Raw genomic sequence first — 15,380 nt, forward strand, 5'->3', positions numbered from 1 at the left:
GCCGTGCGCGCCGCTCGCCGTGCGCGCCGCTCGCCGTGCGCGCCGCTCGCCGTGCGCGCCGCTCGCCGTGCGCGCCGCTCGCCGTGCGCGCCGCTCGCCGTGCGCGCCGCTCGCCGTGCGCGCCGCTCGCCGTGCGCGCCGCTCGCCGTGCGCCGCCGCCTGTGCGCGTCTCCGGGACGCCCGCGCTCGCCGTACGGCGTGGGCCCGGCGGGCGCCCGGCAACGGATTTGGGCCCGGGCGGCGTGGGAAAGCGCAGGTGAGAGGGCCTGATCTTTAGACTCGCCGGGGACGGGTGGGGCCTTACCGGGGGGAAGGTGACGCGTGACGGCACTCGTCGCCGCGCTCTTCGTCGTGGCGCTCGCCGCACCCTGGGTCGTGCGGTCCATCGGGCGGAACGCCTTCGTGCTGTTGTCCGTGCCGCTGTTCGCCGCGCTCTGCTGGCTGCTCGCGACCCGGCGCGGGCTCGACCTGATCCACTGGGTGCCGTCGTACAACCTGAACCTGGCCTTCCGGCTGGACGCGCTGTCGCTGCTGATGGCGGCCCTGGTCACCGGGGTCGGCGGGCTGGTGGTGCTGTACTGCTCGCGGTACTTCGAGGCGGGCGAGGAGGGCCTGCCGAGGTTCGCCGGGTACTTCCTGGCGTTCGCGGCGTCGATGCTCGGGCTGGTGCTCGCCGACGACCTGGTGCTGCTCTACGTCTTCTGGGAGCTGACCACGGTCTTCTCGTACCTGCTGATCGGGCAGGACGGGGGGCGGCTCGAGGCCCGGCGCTCGGCGCTCCAGGCCCTGCTCGTGACCACGTTCGGCGGCCTGGTCATGCTGCTCGGGCTGGTCATGCTGAGCACGGTCGCCGAGACGTGGCGGCTCTCGGTGATCGTGACCCAGCCGCCGCGCGGGCCCGAGGTGACCGCCGCGCTGGTGCTCATCCTCGTGGGGGCGCTGTCGAAGTCGGCGATCCTGCCGTTCAGCGTGTGGCTGCCGTCGGCCATGACCGCGCCCACCCCGGTCAGCGCGTACCTGCACGCCGCGGCGATGGTCAAGGCCGGGGTCTACCTGGTCGCGCGGCTGTCCCCGGCGTTCCACGACGTGGCCGCCTGGCGCGTCACGGCGATGGCGCTCGGCGCGCTCACGATGGTGCTGGCCGGGTGGCGGGCGCTGCGGGAGACCGACCTGAAGCTGGTGCTGGCGTACGGGACGGTGAGCCAGCTCGGGTTCCTGACCACGCTGGTGGCCACCGGCACCCGGGAGGCGGCGCTGGCGGGCGTCGCGCTGCTGCTCGCGCACGCGCTGTTCAAGTCCACGCTGTTCCTGGTCACCGGGATCATCGACCACGCCACCGGGACCCGCGACCTGCGGAGGCTGACGGGGCTGCGGCGCGAGCTGCCGGTGCCGTTCTGGGCCTCCGTGCTCGCCGCGGCCTCGATGGCCGGGCTGCCGCCGCTGCTGGGCTTCGTCGCCAAGGAGGCGGCGTTCACCGCCTACACCCACGACGGCACGACGGCCACGGTGACCCTCGCGGCGCTGGTGGCCGGGTCGGTGCTCACGTTCGCCTACAGCGCCCGCTACCTGTGGGGGGCGTTCGCGCCCAAGCCGGGGGCCGAGCCGCGCGAGGTCCACCGCCCCGGCCCGCTGTTCCTCGCCGCGCCCGTGGTCCTGTCCCTGGCCGGGCTCGTCGCCGGGCTGGTGGCGGGCCCGCTGAACGCGGCGCTCACGCCGTACGCCCGGACCTTCCCCGAGGGCGACCGGCCGGTGGAGGGGCTGGCGCTGTGGCACGGCGTGGGCGTCCCGCTCGCGCTGACGCTGCTCGTGATCGCCGCCGGGACGGGGCTGTTCCTGGCGCGGGAGCCGGTGGCCCGGCTGGGGGCGCGGCTCGCGCTCGCGGACGGGCAGGAGGTGTACCGCGACCTGCTGTACCGGGTGGACCGGGCCGCCCTCCAGATCACCGGGTACACCCAGCGCGGCTCACTCCCGTCGTACCTCGGCGTCATCCTGGTCACCGCGATCGTGCTCGTCACCGGCGCGCTGCTGCTGGGCTCGCCGTGGCCGCCGGCGATCGCGCACGTGTGGGACGCCCCGGCCCAGCTCGTGCCCGCGGGCTTCGTGATCGTCGGGGCGGCGCTGGCGCTGCGGGCCCGGCGGCGGCTCACCACCGTCGTGCTCGTCGGCGTCACCGGGTACGGCACGGCGATGCTGTTCGTGCTCCACGGGGCGCCGGACCTGGCGCTGACGCAGTTCCTCGTCGAGACCCTCAGCCTGGTGATCTTCATCCTGGTGCTGCGGCGGCTGCCGGTTCACTTCACCGAGAAGCTCTCGCCCGTGCGCCGCGTGACCCACTCGGTGATCGCGGTGGCGGTCGGGGTGGTGGTGGTCGTGGTGGGCGTGCTCGCGACCGGGGCGCGGTCGCTGCCCCCGGTCTCGGTGGTGTTCCCCAAGACCGTGGCCGACCTGCATGAGCACAACATCATCAGTGCCCTGATCGTCGAGATCCGGTCGTGGGACACGCTGGGCGAGAGCGCGGTGCTGGGCATCGCGGCGGCCGGGCTCACCAGCCTGATCTTCCTGCGGCACCGCGCGCCGCGGCACCTGCCCGACCCGGCCGCCGAGACCTCGCCGCGGAACGTGTGGGCCTGGTCCCCGGAGGGCGACGAGGAGGAGCCGCCGCCGGAGTGGAGCCAGGCCAAGGCCGACCGGCCCGAGCGGCCGTGGCTGCGGGGCAGCGAGACCCTGGCCGACGAGCGGCGCTCCCTGATCTTCGAGGTGGTCGCCCGGCTGGTGTTCCCCCCGATCATCCTGCTCTCGCTGTACCTGCTGTTCAGTGCCGGGAGCAGCCCCGGCGGGGGCTTCGCGGCGGCGATCGTGGCGGGCTTCGGGCTGGTCATCCGGTATCTGGCGGGCGGGCGGTACGAGCTGTCGGAGGCGGCCCCGGTCGGCCCCGGGCTGCTGATCGGCCTGGGCCTGGCCCTGTCCTGCCTGACCGGCCTGGCCGGGCTGCTGTTCGGCGGGTCCGTGCTGACCCTGGGCGTGTGGGAGGGGGCCGTCCCGCTGCTGGGCAAGGTGCACCTGTCGTCCTCGCTGTTCTTCGACCTCGGCGTCTACCTGCTGGTGACCGGGCTCGTCCTGGACATCCTGCGCAGCCTGGGCGCGGGCATCGACGGGCAGGTCGAGCGCGAGGCCCGGCCCGGGGAACGCCGCGAGGAGACGGTCGTATGACGACCTCCCTCGTGCTGCTCGTGACCGCCGGGGTGCTGGCCGCCGCCGGGGTGCACCTGATCCTGGACCGGATCCTGACCCGGGTGATCATGGGCATGGTGATCCTGGGCAACGCCGGGAACCTGCTGCTCCTGGCCGCGGGCGGGCCCGGCGGGGGCGCGCCCGTGCTGGGGGTGACACCGCCGGACCGGATGTCCGACCCGCTCCCCCAGGCCATGATCCTCACCGCCATCGTGATCACGATGGGCATGACCTCGTTCCTGCTGGCAATGGCGTACCGGGGCTGGCAGCTCTTCGGGGACGACGAGGTGCCCGACGACGTCGAGGACCGGCGCATCGTCACCAGGACCGAGCGCGCGGAGGTCCGCGAGCTGCTGCGCGAGGAACGCGAGCGGTTCCGGCGGCGGTCGGCGGAACGGCGCGAGGGCCTGCGGCGGCGTTTCGAGGAGGTGCGCGCCGAGGAGCGCGAACGGCGGGCGGAGCTGGAGCGGCTGCTCGCCGAGGCCCGCGAGCGCGTGGAGCGCGTCGAGGCGGCGCCCTCGGACGACCCGGAGACCCGCGAGAGCGCGGAGCGGGACCGGCTGGAGGCCCTGTCGGAGTACGCCCGCCACGAGCGCCGGATCGCCGCCGCCGAGCGCGACCTGCGCGACAAGATGCGCTGGCAGCGCCGCCGGGAGCGGGAGGCGCGCCGGGCCATGTTCTGGGAGTGGCGCGCGGCCCGGCGCGAGCTGCGCAGGCACATCCGGGAGTCGCGCGTCCACCAGGCGCGGGCCGAGGACGTCGAGGACGAGGAGGAGCTGTGAAGGTCGAGTACCTGATCCCGCTCCCCGTGGTGCTGCCGCTGCTCGCCGCCGGGGTGAAGTTCATCATCGGGCCGCGCGGCAACCGGCTGCAGGGGCTGATCAGCGTCGTCGTGACCATCGTCACGCTCCTCACCGAGATCGCCCTGCTCTTCGCCGCGGACGACCGCGACGGGCCGCTGGTCCTCACGCTCGGCGGGTTCTCCCCGGGCGTCGGCATCACCATGGTCGCCGACCGGCTGTCGGCGATGATGCTGGTCATCACGTCCACGGTGGTGCTGTGCATCCTGATCTACTCGATCGGCCAGGGCGCGGTGGACCAGGGCGCGTCCGGCCCGCTGACCGTCTACCACCCGACGTTCCTGATCCTGGTCGCCGGCGTCTCCGACGCGTTCCTCGCCGGGGACCTGTTCAACATGTTCGTCGGCTTCGAGATCCTGCTCGTCGCCAGCTACGTGCTGATCACCATGGGCGGCACCGGCCCGCGCATCCGGTCGGGCGCGACGTACGTGATCGTGGGCATGCTGTCGTCGCTGTCGTTCCTGGTCTCCGTGGCGATGATCTACGCGGCGACGGGCACGGTGAACATGGCGCAGCTCGCCGTGCGGATCGCGCTGCTGCCGCCCGACGTCGCGCTGGTCCTCCACGTCATGCTGATCACGGCGTTCGCGGTCAAGGCGGCGGTGTTCCCGCTGTCGATGTGGCTGCCGGACTCCTACCCGACCGCCCCGGCCCCGGTGACCGCCGCGTTCGCCGGGCTGCTCACCAAGGTCGGCGTGTACGCGATCATCCGCGCGCAGACCCTGCTGTTCCCCGGGGACCGGCTCGGCCTGCTGCTCATGGTCGGCGCGTTCCTCACGATGATCGTCGGCATCCTCGGCGCGATCGTGCAGGCCGACCTCCGCCGCATGCTGTCGTTCACGCTGGTCAGCCACATCGGCTACATGATCTTCGGGGTCGCCCTCGGGACCGTGGACGGCATGTCCGGCGCGATCTTCTACGCGTTCCACCACATCACCGTGCAGGCCACGCTCTTCCTGGTGACCGGGCTCATCGAGCGCCGCGGCGGCAGCACCAACCTCGGCAGGCTGGGCGGCCTGGCGCGGGTGTCGCCGCTGATCGGGGTGGTGTACCTGGTCCCGGCGCTCAATCTGGCCGGCATCCCGCCCATGTCGGGGTTCCTCGGCAAGCTGGGACTGCTCCAGGCGGGCGCGATCATGGGCACCCCCGCGGCGTACGTCCTGCTGGGCGCGGCCATCGCGACCAGCCTGCTCACCCTGTACGCCGTGAGCCGGGCGTGGGGGGCGGCGTTCTGGCGCAGGCCCCGGGGGCCGGTCGCGGAGCCGGGCACGGTGGTCTCCTCGCCCGGGCCCGAGGAGCACGCGGCGCGGAGCCCGGAGCTGCGCACCGACACCACCGGGCTGGGCGAGAGCTCGGTGACGGCCGCGCGGTTCCCCCGGCTGATGCTCGGCTCCACGATCGCGCTGGTCGTGATGAGCCTGGCGTTCACCCCGTTCGCCGGCCCGCTCATCGCCTACGCCGACCGCGCCGCCACCGAGTCGCTCCGGCAGGACGCCTACATCCACGCCGTGTTCCCGGGGATCGGCCGGTGAGCGGGCGCACGCGGCGCGGCACGATGACGCCCGGGTTCACCCTGGGCATGGTCATCATCTGGGTGCTGCTCTGGGGCGACCTCAGCGTCGCGAACGTGCTCGCGGGCACGGCGCTCGTCGTCCTCATGGCCCTGCTGTTCCCCCAGCCCCCGCCCGAGCGGGGCCAGCACCTGCGCCCGCTGGCCTGCCTGCGCTTCCTCGGCCGGTTCGCCGTCGAGCTGGTCCAGGCGAGCGCCCAGGTCACCCGCGCGATCTTCCGCTTCGGCCGGGAGCCGTCCTGCGCGGTGGTCGCCGTGGACCTGCGCAGCCGCTCGGACCTGATGCTGACCCTGATCGCGCTCGCGCTGTCGCTGGTGCCCGGCAGCGTGATCATCGAGGTGCGCCGCGCCACCGGCACCCTGTACGTGCACTCGCTCGACGTGTCGGACCAGGAGGGCATCGAACGCGTCCGCCGCCAGGTGCGCGACCTGGAGCGGCGTCTCGTCCGCGCCGTCGGCTCCACCAGCGATCTCCGGAGGGTCGAACGCTCGTGACCGTCTTCTACGCCGTCGCCGTGCTCCTGCTCACCGCCGCCGCGACCATGGCCGTCGCCCGGCTGGCGCGCGGCCCGTCCATGCTCGACCGCGCCGTCGCCCTCGACGCCATGGTCGCCGTGGTCATGGCCGCCGTCAGCGTGGAGGCCGCGGTGGGCCGCCACGACACCACGCTCCCCACCCTCATCGTGCTGTCCGTCCTGGGCTTCACCAGCTCCGTCACGGTCGCCCGGTTCGCCTCCCGCCCCGACAGGAACGCCACGTGACCGGCGCCCTCGACGCCGCGGCCGGAGTCTGCCTCGTCCTCGGATCCCTGCTCAGCCTCATCGCGGGCGTGGGCCTGCTCCGCTTCCCCGACACCCTCACCCGCATGCACGCCGCCGCCAAGCCCCAGGTCCTCGGCCTCCTCCTCGTCCTCGTCGGCCTCGGCCTGCGCCTGCGCGACCCCGCCGACATCTGCATGCTCGTCCTCATAGCCGCCTTCCAGCTCCTCACCGTCCCCGTCGCCGCCCACATGGCCGGCCGCGCCGCCTACCGCACCCGCAGGATCCGCCGCGACCTCCTCATCTCCGACGACCTGGCCGGCACCCAACCCCCCCAGAACAAACCCGGCCTCTGACCGGGCCCGGCGGCCGTGTGCCGTACGGCCCGAGCCTCCGCGTCCCCGCCCGGACGGCATGACCCGCCGTCGGGCGCGTGCGTGGCCCGCGGGATCCGGGGCGTACGGATCCGAGGGCGTACGGATCCGAGGGCGTACGGATCCGAGGGCGTACGGGATCCGGGGCCTGCGGGATCCGGGGCGTATGGGATTCCTCGGGGGAAGCGGGGCGATTAGGATTCCGGGCGTGGGAGGGGACGCGGTCGGGGGCTTCGTGCGCGAGCTGGACGAGGTCCTGTACGGGCCTCGGCGGGTGCGGCGGGACTTCGTGGCCGAGGTGCGCGACGGGCTGGAGGACGCGGCGGAGGCGCTGGTCGCCGAGGGGATGCCGGAGGCGGAGGCCCGGCGCCAGGCGGTGGCCGAGTTCGGCGGCGTGGGTGAGGTCGCGGCAGGGTTCCAGGCGGAGCTGACGGCGGCGCAGGGCCGGTGGACGGCGCTCGTGCAGTTCTTCGCGCTGGTGGGCAGCGTGCTGATGTGGTGGGGGGTCTGGCGGGTCTTCCCCGGCGGGGGCGGGGCCGGCTGGGACGACGGGGCCGAGTGGGCGCACCCGCTCGCGCGGGCCCTGGACTACCTGCAGGCGGGCGTGGCGCTGGCGTCGGTGGCCGCGGCGTACGCGTTCCGGCGGGGCGGGCCCGCGCGCACCCGCGTGGTGACGCGGGCGGTCGGGATTCTGGCCATCGTGCAGGTCCCGGTGATCTACCTGCTGTCGGCGGCGCTCTCGGCGGGCGTCGCCCCGGCCCCGAGCACGCCGGCGACGATCGCCTCAGGTGTGAGCGCCGCCCTGAGCGCCTGGGCCGTCCTCAGCGGTGTGCGCTGCGTGCGCGCCGCCCGGAAGGCCGCCGCCTACGCCTGACCGCTTCCTCGCGCCTGACCGTCTCTCACGCGTGACCACCTCTCACGCGTGACCGCCCCTGACGCCTGACCGTCCTTCCGTCCCAGGACGTCCTCCGTACCAGGGCGTGCCTCACGCCGGGCCGGACTTGGTCTCGGGGTCCAGGACGCTGCCGATGGCCGAGGTGAAGTCGCGCCAGGCGGCGCGTTCCCCGGCCAGGGCCTTGGCGCCCGCCTGGGTGAGGCGGTAGGTGCGGCGCTTGCGGCCGCCCACGACGGCCCACTCGCCGGCCAGGTGGCCCGCGCGTTCGAGCCGGCGCAGGGCCGGATAGACCGTGCCCGTGGGGACGGTCAGCGCTCCCCCGCTCCGTTGCTGGAGCGCCTCGATGATGGCGTAGCCGTGCAGGGGCTCGGCCTCCAGCACGGCGAGTATCAGCGCGTCCATGTGCCCACGCAGGGAATCCGCGTTCACACCGAATGAGTCTAGAGACACCGGCCACCCTCGCTCTCCATACGTAGACAACCTACATGTAGAGTGTCTACGTATCCAGCCTGACGAGGAGACGCGGATGGACGCACTTGAGCTGTCCCGGCTGCAGTTCGCCCTGACCACGAGCCTGCACTTCCTGTTCGTGGTGCTCACCCTGGGCCTGGCGCCGCTGGTCGCGATCATGCAGACCCGGGCGCACTTCGGCCGCGAACCGGTCCTGGAGCGCATGACCCGTTTCTGGGGCCAGATCTACGTGATCAACTACGCCCTCGGGATCTTCACCGGCCTGGTGATGGAGTTCCAGTTCGGGATGAACTGGAGTGGCCTGTCGCACTTCGCCGGCGAGGTGTTCGGGGCGCCGCTGGCCCTGGAGACGCTCGTGGCGTTCTTCCTGGAGTCCACGTTCCTCGGCCTGTGGATCTTCGGCTGGAACCGGATCCCGCGCGGGCTCCACCTGACGCTGATCTGGCTCGTCACCCTCACGGCGTACGCCAGCGCCTTCTGGATCATGGTGGCGAACTCGTTCCTCCAGAACCCCGTCGGCAGCGTCCTCGCCGGCGACCGCCTCAAGCTCGTGGACTTCGGCGCCCTGCTGACCAACCCCAACCTCGGCATGGCCCTCGGCCACGTCATCGGCGCGAGCATGTGGGCGGCGAGCTTCGTGATCATCGGCGTCAGCGCGTACCACTTCCTCAGGCGCACCCCCGACCCGGAGTTCTTCGTGCGCTCGACCCGCCTGGCGGCGACGGTCGCGATCCTCGGCGGCGGCGTCGTGGTCGGCTTCGGCTACGCCCAGTTCGGCGTCGTCGGCGGCACCCAGCCCGGCAAGTTCGACACGGTCGGGGACCACCTCAGTCTCATGATGGCGCTCGGCAACCTGCTCGCCCTGGTGTCCACCTTCGTGCTGCCGTTCATGCTGTTCGGCCGCTGGTACGCCCGCCGGCGGCTGTTCCTGCGCTTCCTGATCCTGCTGGTCCCGCTGCCGTTCGCCGCCTCCATCCTCGGCTGGCTCGTCCGCGAGATCGGCCGCCAGCCCTGGCTCGTGTACGGCCGGCTCACGGTCGCCGACGCCGTCTCCCCCGGCGTGACCCGGGAGATGGTCCTCGTCTCCCTGGTCGGCTTCACCGCCGTCCTCGGCCTGCTCGCCCTGATCGACTGGTTCCTGATCATGCGCGCCGTACGGCGGGGCCCCGGCGACGTCGCCCTCGGCGCTCCCCCGCCCGCCGAGGCCGACCGCCGCGCCCCCGCCCTGACCTTCTGACCCGCCCGGACCTTCCGAACCGCCCGGACCTTCCGAACCGCCCTGCCCTTCTGACCCGCCCGGACCTTCCGATCCGCCCTGGCCTTCCGGTCCGGCCCGCCGAACGAGTTGTGAGGAGTACGTCGTGGACGTCGTCTGGCCGTCGCTGTTCGGCCTTCTGCTGGCCGGCTACTTCGCCCTGGAGGGCTTCGACATCGGCGTGGGCCTGCTCCTGCCCGTGCTCGCCCGCACGCCGGAGCGCCGCGACCGGCTGATCGCGGCCGTGGGGCCGTTCCTGCTGGCCAACGAGATCTGGCTGGTCGCCCTCGCGGGCGTGTTCGTCGGGGTCTTCCCCGTCCTCGAAGGCGAGGTGCTGAGCGGCCTCTACCCCGCGTTCGTGGCCCTCCTGCTCTCCTGGGTCGTGCGGGACGCGGGCTTCTGGTTCCGCCTGCGCGAGAAGAGCCCGGCCTGGCGGCGCACGTGGGAGGCCGCCGTCGTCGCCGGCAGCGCCGGGCTCACCCTGAGCTGGGGCTTCATCCTCTCCGGCGCGATCGGGGGCGGCCTTCTCACCGGCGTGGCCTACGGCGCCGCCCTGGCCGCCCTCTTCGCCGCCCACGGGACCGGGTTCGCCGCCCGCCGGCTGCCCGCCCCCGGCGGCGGGCCCGATCCGCTGGCCGGGGCCGTCGCCCGGCGCGCCGCGCTCCCCGCCGTGCTCCTGACCGCGGTGGCCGCCGTCCCGGTCGTCCTCGCCCACCCCGGGGCGTGGCCCGCGGCCGTGCTCGCGGTGGCCGCCGCCCTCCTCGCCACGCGTTCCTTCCCCGCCACCGCCCTGGCGGCGGCCGCGCCCGCGCTGGCCACCTTCGGCGCGCTCCTGCCGTACCTCCTCGCGCACACCGCGAGCGCCTCCACCCTCGGCGCGATGTCGCTGGTCGCCCTCCCCCTCCTCCCCTTCATGGCGGCCGCGCAGTGGTGGGTGTGGCGAGCCTTCCGCACGCCGGTGGCCCGCTCCTTCTTCTGACGCGGCCCGGGGCTCGGCGGCTAGTCGCAGGCGATGCCGTCGCCGTCGCGGTCCAGGTCGTAGACGTCCTCGCCGATCACGCGGACCGGCCCGGAGACATAGGCCGGGCCGTTGCCGCCCCCGCCCGCGCAGTCGACGTCGCTGGCGATGGGGACGCACGCGCCGCCGTAGTTCGGGTGGCACCGGGGGGCCTGGGGCCGCTTGGTACCGACGACGACGATCTGGGTGACGGGCTTCCTCGTGACCGTCTCCCCCAGCAGCTTGCGGCCCTTGCTCACGCCGTTCTCGACGGTGACCTCGTACCTGAGGGTCCTGACCCCCGGGACGCCGCGCCGCCTCACCTTCGTGACGCCCTCGGCGAGCGCGGGGTCCCGCACCCTCCTGACCGGGAAGGGGATCTTCCTGGTCTCCGTGACGGTGCGCGTCTCGGAGGCCGGCGTCACCGGGGCCGACGCGGCGGGCGAGGCGGCGGCGGACGCGGACTGCGGCTCGGCGGCCGGGGACGACGACGAGCGGTCGGCGGCCAGGCTCGGCTCGGCGGCCGGCGGGTCGGGGGCCAGCGCCCCGGCGATGAGCAGGATCACCACCACCACGGCGACGGCGGCGCCCACGATCGCGCCCATCGGCGCGGGCGCCTCGTCCGGCCGGGCCGGGGGCGGCGGCTGCGGGCGGGCGCGCCGGCAGGCGTCGAGCAGGCGCTCCAGGTGGGCGACGAACCCCGCGCGGTCGCCGGCGTGCTCGGCCAGGCCGAGCGTGCAGGCGAAGCGGAACCCGGCGGCGTCGCCGGGGTCGAGCAGGATCCCGGACACCTTCTTCCGGTTGCCGACCCGCATCAGCGTGTACGGCAGGCGCGGGTCGTGGTGGAGGCCGATGAGCTTGGCGTACGACCATTCGCGGTTGGCGCGCGCCCCCTGGAAGATCACGCGGCGGTCGGTCACGATCACGGTGCCCTGGTCGCGTACGGCGGGCGGGGGCGGCCCGGACGCGGCCCGCAGGCGTACGGTCTCCAGCGAGAAGCCCGCGTGGCCGACGCCTTCGAGGGGCCCGGGGGCGGCCGGCTCCACCATCGCGGCACGCGGGCAGGCCCAGCGCGGGGTCTCGCCGCGCCGCAGGTCGGCGGGGTGCGGGAGGCGGGCGGGCCGCGGCGAGCGCGCGGCCTCGGCCATCGCCCGCAGTTCCGCCTCGTCGGCCTGCCACCGGGCGAGGGCCGCCGCGTGGGCCTGCTGCCGCCGGTGGTTCTCACGTTCGGCCCAGCGGGCCCGCCGCCCGCCGGCCGGAGCCGTACGCTGCTCCATGATCCGCTCCCTCAACGCCGACCGAGCGCGAAACATGATCACGGGCAGTCGGGGAGATCAGCACCACATTGCTCACTGGCGCACCTGGCATCCCAGTATGACGCCGGACAGCCCTTTCCACCGCATCATTCGCCTATTTCACGAACACCGGGATTAAGGATGTTTCCCCAGGCCGTAATACCTTTTCCGGCGATTCCACATCCCCCGCCCCTCGCCCCCTCACCCTCCCCCTCGTCGTGATCATGCAGTTTTAAGCACAGGGTGTGCTTAAAACTGCATGATCACCGCGAGGAAAGGGCTCCCGGGGGTGAGGGCCGCAGGGGAAACGGGCGCCGGAGGCGGGGCCGCGCGAGGAGGGGCACCGGGGTGCGGCCGGGGCGAGGAGGGAGCTCCGAGGTCTGGCCGCGTGAGGGGGCGGTGCCGGGGATGTGGCCGGGCGAGGGGGCGGTGCCGGGGATGTGGCCGGGCGAGGGGGCGGTGCCGGGGATGTGGCCGGGCGAGGAGAGGCACCGGGGGTGAGGCCGGACGAGGAGAGGGCGCCGGGGGCGGGGGCGGGCGAGGAGGGAGCGCCGAGGTTCTGGGCGGGCGAGGAGGCGGTGCCGGGGGCGGGCGAGGAGGGTGTCTCTGGCGGAGGGGTGGGCGGGCCCGGCTAAGGGGTCAGGGGAGGGGCCGGAGGTAGCGGATGGCGGGGCGGCCGTCCAGGTCGAATTCGGCGACCGGGCGGAAGCCGGTGCGCTCCAGGACGCGGCGGGAGCCGATGTTGTCGAGGTTGGTCACGGCGCGCAGTTCGCGCAGGCCGTACTCCCCGGAGGCCAGCGCGAACACGCGGAGCACGCCCTCGGTGGCGAGTCCGCGCCCGGCGGCCTTTTCCGCGATCCGGTATCCCAGTTCCGCGGAACCCTCCGCCAGGTCGATGAGATTGATGCGCCCCAGGATCTCCCCCGCCGGATCCACCAGCACGTGGAACCGGATCGTCCCCGTCTCCTGCTCCTCCAGCAGGGCCCGGTGGCGCTCCTCGAACTCCGCGAAGTACGCGTCCCCCCGGTCGGGGATCGACGCCGCGAAGTAGGCGCGGTTCTCCAGTTCGAAGGCGAGCAGCGCCGCCGCGTGGTCGGCCCGGAGCGGTTCCAGCGAGATCATCAGGTCACCTTAGCGGCTTCGAACAGGGCATGAGGACGCCGCCCCGTGTGGGTTCCCCCTTCCACACGGGGCGGCGCGTTCTCGGGCGGCTCGCCGTACGGCGGGCCGGCGCGGCGGGCGCGGCGGGCGCGGAAGGCGCTCGCCGCGCCCCGGGTCAGGCGGCCGCGGCGGGGGCCGCGATCCGGGCGGGCTCCAGGGCCAGGGCCAGGACCTCGCGGACGTCGCTGACCGCGTGGACCGTGAGCTGCGACAGGACGTCGGCGGGGACGTCGTCCAGGTCCGGCTCGTTGCGCTTGGGGATCAGCACCGTGGTGATGCCGGCGCGGTGAGCGGCCAGGAGCTTCTGCTTGACGCCGCCGATGGGCAGGACGCGGCCGGTCAGGGAGACCTCGCCGGTCATGGCCACGTCGGAGCGGACCGGGCGGCCGGACAGGAGCGACGCCAGGGCGGTCGTCATGGTCACCCCCGCCGACGGGCCGTCCTTGGGGATGGCGCCCGCCGGGACGTGGATGTGGACGCCGCGGTCCTTCAGGTCGCCCACCGGGAGCTCCAGCTCCGCGCCGCGCGAGCGCAGGTAGGACAGGGCGATCTGGGCGGACTCCTTCATCACGTCGCCGAGCTGGCCGGTCAGCGTGACGCCGGTCGAGCCGGTCTCCTTGTCGGCCAGGGACGCCTCGACGAAGAGGACGTCGCCGCCGGCCCCGGTGACCGCCAGGCCCGTGGCCACGCCCGGCACCGCCGTGCGCTCGGCCGTCTCGGGCAGGTGGCGCGGCCGGCCGATGTAGCCGACCAGGTCGTCGGCGCCGACCGACACCGGCAGCTCCTTGTCGCCGAGCGCCACACCCGCGGTGATCTTGCGGAGCACGCGGGCGATCGCGCGCTCCAGGGTGCGGACGCCGGCCTCGCGGGTGTACTCCCCGGCGAGCTTGCGCAGCGCGTCGTCGGAGACCGTCACGTCGGTCGCCGTCAGACCGGCCTTCTCCAGCTGGCGCGGGAGCAGGTGGTCGCGGGCGATCGTGACCTTCTCGTCCTCGGTGTAGCCGTCGAGCTGCACGACCTCCATGCGGTCCAGCAGCGGGCCGAGGATGGCCTCGATGACGTTGGCCGTGGCCAGGAAGAGCACGTCGGACAGGTCCAGCTCGACCTCGAGGTAGTGGTCGCGGAACGTGTGGTTCTGCGCCGGGTCGAGCACCTCCAGCAGCGCGGCCGTCGGGTCGCCCCGGTAGTCGGCGCCGACCTTGTCCACCTCGTCCAGGAGCACGACCGGGTTCATCGATCCGGCCTCGCGGATGGCGCGGACGACGCGGCCGGGCAGCGCGCCGACATAGGTGCGGCGGTGACCGCGGATCTCGGCCTCGTCCCGCACGCCGCCGAGGGCGACGCGGACGAACTTGCGGCCCATGGCGCGGGCGACGGACTCGCCGAGCGAGGTCTTGCCGACGCCGGGCGGGCCGGTCAGGGCGAGCACGGCGCCGCTGCGGCGGCCGCCGATCACGCCGAGGCCCTGGTCGTGGCGGCGCTTGCGCACGGCGAGGTATTCGACGATGCGCTCCTTGACGTCGTCCAGGCCCGCGTGGTCCTCGTCGAGGATCCGCCGCGCCCCGGCGATGTCGTAGGTGTCCTCGGTGCGTTCGTTCCACGGGATGTCGAGGATCGTGTCGAGCCAGGTCCTGATCCAGCCGCCCTCGGGCGACTGGTCGGAGGACCGCTCCAGCTTGTCGACCTCCTTGAGGGCGGCCTCGCGCACCTTCTCGGGCAGGTCGGCGGCCTCGATGCGGGCGCGGTAGTCGTCCTCCTCGTCCGCGGGGTCGCCGTTCAGCTCGGCCAGTTCCTTGCGGACGGCGGCGAGCTGCTGGCGCAGCAGGAACTCGCGCTGCTGCTTCTCCATGCCCTCCTGGACGTCCTTGCGGATCGTCTCGGCGACGTCCAGCTCGGCCAGGTGGTCGCGGGTCCACTGGACCACCAGCTCCAGGCGGGCGAGCGGGTCGGCGGTCTCCAGCAGCTCGACCCGCTGCTCGGTGCTCAGGAACGGCCAGTAGCCGGCGTTGTCGGCCAGCTCGCCCGGGTCGTCGATCTGCTGCACGACGTCGACGACCTGCCAGGCGCCGCGCTTGGAGAGCAGGGCGGTGGCCAGCGCCTTGTACTCGCCGATCAGCTCCTCGGCGCGACCCGGGGCGTACGACGGCTCCTCGACCTCGGTGGCCTCGACCCAGAGGGCGGCGCCGGGACCGGTCACGCCGGCGCCGACGCGGACGCGGGACACGCCGCGCACGACCACGCCGGGCTCACCGCCGGGGAGGCGCCCCACCTGCTCGACGACGCCGAGCGTGCCGACGGCGGCGTAGCGGCCCTCGACGCGGGGCACGAGCAGCACGGTCGGCTTGCCGGCGGAGCGGATGCCGGGGCCCTTCGGGCGGGAAACGGCCTGGGCCGCGTTGACCGCGGCGCCGATCTCGGATTCGGACGTGTCCAGCGGGACGACCATGCCGGGCAGCACGACCGCGTCGTCCAGGGGGAGCACGGGGAGGGTCAAGATCTCGCTCATCACAGTC

At 73.9% G+C, this 15,380-nt stretch carries 13 protein-coding genes; 9 read left to right on the top strand and 4 right to left on the bottom strand.

Annotated elements, in window-relative coordinates; genetic code table 11:
* The first annotated feature begins 321 nt into the window (after positions 1-321).
* From D5H75_RS18325 to D5H75_RS41685, 7 genes are all read left to right on the top strand, one after another.
* Complete coding sequence (locus D5H75_RS18325; RefSeq protein ID WP_119927693.1) at positions 322-3,210, top strand: Na+/H+ antiporter subunit A; 2,889 nt, start codon at positions 322-324, stop codon at positions 3,208-3,210.
* On the top strand, positions 3,207-4,013 hold the full coding sequence (locus tag D5H75_RS41680) for a Na(+)/H(+) antiporter subunit C (RefSeq protein WP_202638275.1): 807 nt from the start codon (positions 3,207-3,209) through the stop codon (positions 4,011-4,013). The genes D5H75_RS18325 and D5H75_RS41680 overlap by 4 nt, the downstream gene beginning before the upstream one ends.
* Positions 4,010-5,623, top strand: coding sequence for a Na+/H+ antiporter subunit D (locus D5H75_RS18335; protein WP_202638276.1), 1,614 nt, complete (start codon positions 4,010-4,012; stop codon positions 5,621-5,623). Before D5H75_RS41680 ends, D5H75_RS18335 begins: the two co-directional genes overlap by 4 nt.
* On the top strand, positions 5,620-6,156 hold the full coding sequence (locus D5H75_RS18340; RefSeq protein ID WP_119927695.1) for a Na+/H+ antiporter subunit E: 537 nt from the start codon (positions 5,620-5,622) through the stop codon (positions 6,154-6,156). Before D5H75_RS18335 ends, D5H75_RS18340 begins: the two co-directional genes overlap by 4 nt.
* Positions 6,153-6,422, top strand: coding sequence for an MrpF/PhaF family protein (locus tag D5H75_RS18345; RefSeq protein WP_242454342.1), 270 nt, complete (start codon positions 6,153-6,155; stop codon positions 6,420-6,422). The genes D5H75_RS18340 and D5H75_RS18345 overlap by 4 nt, the downstream gene beginning before the upstream one ends.
* A complete protein-coding gene (mnhG, locus tag D5H75_RS18350) occupies positions 6,419-6,775 on the top strand; it encodes a monovalent cation/H(+) antiporter subunit G (protein ID WP_119927696.1) in 357 nt (118 codons plus the stop codon). The genes D5H75_RS18345 and mnhG overlap by 4 nt, the downstream gene beginning before the upstream one ends.
* 226 nt (positions 6,776-7,001) lie before the next feature.
* Positions 7,002-7,667 (top strand): permease prefix domain 1-containing protein, encoded by a 666-nt coding sequence (locus D5H75_RS41685; protein WP_202638277.1) that lies wholly within the window; start codon positions 7,002-7,004, stop codon positions 7,665-7,667.
* A gap of 111 nt (positions 7,668-7,778) precedes the next feature.
* Here D5H75_RS41685 and D5H75_RS18360 read toward each other — a convergent pair whose 3' ends face one another.
* On the bottom strand, positions 7,779-8,117 hold the full coding sequence (locus tag D5H75_RS18360) for a helix-turn-helix transcriptional regulator (protein ID WP_119927697.1): 339 nt from the start codon (positions 8,115-8,117) through the stop codon (positions 7,779-7,781).
* A 97-nt stretch (positions 8,118-8,214) separates the two neighbouring features.
* Between D5H75_RS18360 and D5H75_RS18365 the strand changes: the two genes are divergently transcribed.
* Together D5H75_RS18365 and D5H75_RS18370 are read left to right on the top strand one after the other, a co-directional pair.
* The gene (locus D5H75_RS18365; RefSeq protein ID WP_119927698.1) at positions 8,215-9,396 is read left to right on the top strand and encodes a cytochrome ubiquinol oxidase subunit I; all 1,182 of its coding nucleotides are present in this window, start codon (positions 8,215-8,217) and stop codon (positions 9,394-9,396) included.
* A 124-nt stretch (positions 9,397-9,520) separates the two neighbouring features.
* A complete protein-coding gene (locus D5H75_RS18370; protein WP_119927699.1) occupies positions 9,521-10,393 on the top strand; it encodes a cytochrome d ubiquinol oxidase subunit II in 873 nt (290 codons plus the stop codon).
* A gap of 20 nt (positions 10,394-10,413) precedes the next feature.
* Here D5H75_RS18370 and D5H75_RS41690 read toward each other — a convergent pair whose 3' ends face one another.
* The 3 genes from D5H75_RS41690 to lon form a co-directional block, all read right to left on the bottom strand.
* Positions 10,414-11,688, bottom strand: a complete 1,275-nt coding sequence (locus tag D5H75_RS41690) for a G5 domain-containing protein (protein WP_202638278.1) — start codon at positions 11,686-11,688, stop codon at positions 10,414-10,416.
* A gap of 657 nt (positions 11,689-12,345) precedes the next feature.
* Positions 12,346-12,828, bottom strand: a complete 483-nt coding sequence (locus tag D5H75_RS18380) for a GNAT family N-acetyltransferase (protein WP_119927700.1) — start codon at positions 12,826-12,828, stop codon at positions 12,346-12,348.
* Positions 12,829-12,982: 154 nt separating this feature from the next.
* Positions 12,983-15,373: an endopeptidase La gene (gene lon, locus D5H75_RS18385; RefSeq protein WP_119927701.1), complete on the bottom strand. Its 2,391-nt coding sequence runs from the start codon at positions 15,371-15,373 to the stop codon at positions 12,983-12,985.
* Positions 15,374-15,380 lie beyond the last annotated feature (7 nt).

It is taken from the genome of Bailinhaonella thermotolerans, assembly GCF_003594875.1.
Lineage (GTDB): Bacteria > Actinomycetota > Actinomycetes > Streptosporangiales > Streptosporangiaceae > Bailinhaonella > Bailinhaonella thermotolerans.